Genomic DNA, 3,192 nt, shown 5'->3' on the forward strand with positions numbered 1-3,192 from the left:
CGGGCATTGCGCGCTTCGCTGTAGGCAACTGGCGCGGCGGCGCGTCAGAGCGGCGGCAGGCGCAGCGCCCAACGTCAGCGTGGGGTGGCAGGCATGCGCCGCACGTCGGCGACACGCTCGGCGATCGCCACTTGTGCGGGCGGTCGCAGCAGCACCCACGCCACGGCCATGACGACGACCGACGCCGCGAACACGACGACCCCCAGCCAGCTCTCGGCGTCGTCGATACCGACGTACATCGCGTTGAGGTTGCGGCGTGCTCCCGTGAGCAGCACGAGGCCCACGTGCACGACGGTGAACGCGAGGTAGAACCAGAGCACGAGTGAGTGGGTTTGGCGCGCCCAGGCGTCAGACAGGGGGCCGTGGTTGCGCATCCACCGCTGCGGCCAGACGGGTGAGAGGCGCAGGCCCGTGACGAGCGCGAGTGGCGCGGCGACGAAGACCGTGGTGCCGTAGAAGAGCACTTGCAGGGCGTTGTAGTAAGCCCAGCTGGTGTGCTCGGGCCAGTCGAGCGAGAGGTATTGCAGGCCGGCCGACACGGCATTCGGAATCACCGACCACTCGGTTGGCACAATGCGCGCCCAGTGCCCGCTCACGACCAGCAGCGTCACATAGACGAGCCCGGTCGCGATCCACAGCGTCACGACCAGGAGGTGCCACCACGTGTGCAGCCCCAGTCGTTTCGGTGCCGTGGAGGTGCGCAGCCAGCGGTTGCGGCGCGTAACGAACGCGGGCGGACGCGCGCCGGCCCGTAGGTGAAGCGCAGAACTCACGATGAACAGCAAAAAGAAGGCGTTGAGCGCGTGGGTCCAGCTCAGCCACGCGGGAAAACCCACGGGCGTGCCCGCCGGGGGAGTGACACCACCGGGGTAGCTCGCGATGAACGCTGCCCCATCACTGGTGTCGCGCCACCACTGTGCCGCGACAACCGCCACGGCGAGCACGAGGAGTGCGCCGACCGCGGCAAACACGACAGGGCGCAGTCGTCGGCGGGGGCTCGCGTCGTGCACCCTCCTACGCTAGACCCATGATCGATGAGTTCTCGCGCCGACCCGAGTGGGTGAAGTGGATGCCCGCGGCGCTGCTCAGCGCGATCATGCTGGGAGTTGTAGTGTTCGGCATCGTGGGCCTACCCGAGGTCGCGTCGGGCCCCGGCCCCGCAGAAACCGATCAGGTCAACGACCTCAACTGGTCGGTGTTCACCGACGACGGGCTCGCCTACATCGAGTCAGCACGCACGCCGCGCATCGACTTCAGCGAGCCCCCGGTCAACGCGTCATCGTTGGGTCTGCCTGCCGAGGGCTCGCTGACGGTCGGGCCGCACGCGACCGACCTTGACTATCGGCTCGTGCTCATCGCCACCGACGAGCAACCCAATGGGGCTCTCTTCACGACGCCGCTCTTCACGATTACGACGAGCGACGACCACGTCGTGTCGGTGCGCATCGACGAGCGCGGCGCGGGCGACTTTCGCGAAACCTACCAATTGCTCGCCGAGCGCTCGGTTGCCTATGGCTACCGGCCCCCGAGTGCCACGAGCCTGGCAGCCGCCGTGAGCGAGGCCCGCGACTCGGGCGAGCCCGTGACGGTGCGGTCAAACCGAGGCCTCACGACCGGAATGCCCATCACGGCCGAAGCGGTGTGCTTTGGCGGCGGGTTCTGCGCCATCTCGTACGTCGTCACACCGCCTGTAGGGTAAACTCGCTACTCGGCCCGCTCGCGGGTCACCCAGCTCGGCCCCGGCCGCGCTGATGGGGTGTGGTGTAATTGGCAACACGGCTGATTCTGGTTCAGTTGTTCTTGGTTCGAGTCCAGGCACCCCAGCTATATTGCTCATTCTGATCGCGTGCGATCGCCGCGGCTGCCGCGTGCAACCAGCGATCCGGCTCGCTGACAGCGGCGGCGGGCGACCCGGCGAGCTCGCTGAGCGTGAGCACGCGTCCGAGGCCGTGGGCCTCGGCATCCCGGGCCGCAGTGGGGTCGGCCTGGCCTGCCACGACCGCCACGGCGACCCCGGCGACGGATGCTCGCTCGAGCACGCCGCCCACAACCTTTCCGGCGCGACTCGTGGCGTCGAAGCGGCCTTCGCCCGTGATGACAAGGTCGGCGCCCTCGAGTGCCGAGTCGAGGCCGGTCAGCACCGCGATGGTGTCGGCGCCCGACTGGATGCGCGCGCCCCAGTACCGCGCAAAGCCCCAGGCCGTTCCGCCCGCGGCGCCCGCGCCGGGAAGGAGGTGTTCGTCGCCGCCGGCAATCGCCGCGGCGCGCGCGAGGGCGGCATCGAGCGTGGCCACCTCATCGGCTGTCGCGCCCTTCTGCGGCCCGAACATCAAGGCTGCCCCGGAGGGGCCGGTTAGCACGGCAGTCGTATCGGTCAGCAGGGTCATGCCGCCAGCGGGCGCGGCTCGAAGGGCTGCGGCGTCGAGCGTGCCCGCCCGCGAGAGGGCGCCGCCCCCGTCGGGCAGTGGCGCCCCCGAGCCGTCAAGCACCCGTAGCCCCAGCGCGCTCAAGGCCCCGAGCCCACCATCGGTTGACGCCGAGCCGCCGAGGGCGAGTGTGACGTGCCGGGCGCCCGCATCGAGCGCCGCCGCGATGGCCTCGCCAACTCCACGGCTCGAGGCCGCGAGCGGTGCGAGCGCGAGCTCGCCCGCGTGGGAGCGGGGCAGCAGCGTGATGCCGCAGCACTCGGCAAGTTCGACGACGGCATGGGTGCCGGGCAGCAGCAACCACCGAGCATCGTGCGGTTCGCCCGTGGGGCCGGCGACGCGCACGCTTCTCCACTGCGCCCCGGGGGAGGCCTGCGCGATGGCGTCGAGCGTGCCCTCGCCGCCGTCGGCCTGGGGCACGAGCAGCACCTCGTCGTGCGGACGCTCAGACTGCCAACCGCGGGCAAGGGCGAGCGCAGCATCCGTCGCCGAGATCGTGCCCTTGAACGAGTCGGGGGCAATGACGATGCGGCGGCGCATGCCTTGATGATGCCAGCGGCACGGCGTCGTGAACATGGCAGAAAAATATAGACACTGGCACTATCGATAGTGTTAGTATCCATCTCATGAGGATGTCCGAGCTCAGCGCCACGACCGGCACGCCCGTGCCCACGCTCAAGTTCTACTTGCGCGAAGGCCTGTTGCCCGCTGGTGAGCGCACGAGCCCCAACCAGTCGCAGTATGACGACTCCCACGTGGAGCGTGT

4 protein-coding genes and 1 tRNA gene are annotated in these 3,192 nt (G+C 69.5%); 3 read left to right on the forward strand and 2 right to left on the reverse strand.

Features of this window, described 5'->3' with window-relative positions:
- Positions 1 to 74: 74 nt before the first annotated feature.
- Positions 75 to 1,010 carry a cytochrome b/b6 domain-containing protein gene (locus SFU54_RS10745; protein WP_319016271.1) on the reverse strand — a complete coding sequence of 312 codons (936 nt, stop codon included), beginning with the start codon at positions 1,008 to 1,010 and terminating at the stop codon, positions 75 to 77.
- A 17-nt stretch (positions 1,011 to 1,027) separates the two neighbouring features.
- Between SFU54_RS10745 and SFU54_RS10750 the strand changes: the two genes are divergently transcribed.
- A complete protein-coding gene (locus tag SFU54_RS10750; RefSeq protein ID WP_319016272.1) occupies positions 1,028 to 1,699 on the forward strand; it encodes a hypothetical protein in 672 nt (223 codons plus the stop codon).
- 53 nt (positions 1,700 to 1,752) lie between these two features.
- Positions 1,753 to 1,824 (forward strand) — tRNA-Gln (locus SFU54_RS10755).
- On the opposite strand, the gene SFU54_RS10760 is transcribed toward SFU54_RS10755, so the two are convergent.
- Positions 1,791 to 2,966: a glycerate kinase gene (locus SFU54_RS10760; RefSeq protein WP_319016273.1), complete on the reverse strand. Its 1,176-nt coding sequence runs from the start codon at positions 2,964 to 2,966 to the stop codon at positions 1,791 to 1,793. The two genes, SFU54_RS10755 and SFU54_RS10760, sit on opposite strands and share 34 nt — an antisense overlap.
- A 92-nt stretch (positions 2,967 to 3,058) precedes the next feature.
- On the opposite strand from SFU54_RS10760, the gene SFU54_RS10765 reads away from it, so the two are divergent.
- Positions 3,059 to 3,192, forward strand: a 134-nt coding sequence (locus SFU54_RS10765; protein ID WP_319016274.1) for a MerR family transcriptional regulator, incomplete at its 3' end; no start/stop codon positions are given.

The organism is Microcella sp., from assembly GCF_033763155.1.
Taxonomy (GTDB): Bacteria; Actinomycetota; Actinomycetes; order Actinomycetales; family Microbacteriaceae; genus Microcella.

What these genes read in the sequence shown, in the direction of transcription:
- SFU54_RS10750 (WP_319016272.1), top strand. Translation starts at nt 1,028, where the DNA reads ATGATCGATGAGTTCTCGCGCCGACCCGAGTGGGTGAAGTGGATGCCC.
- SFU54_RS10760 (WP_319016273.1), bottom strand. Translation starts at nt 2,966, where the DNA reads ATGCGCCGCCGCATCGTCATTGCCCCCGACTCGTTCAAGGGCACGATC.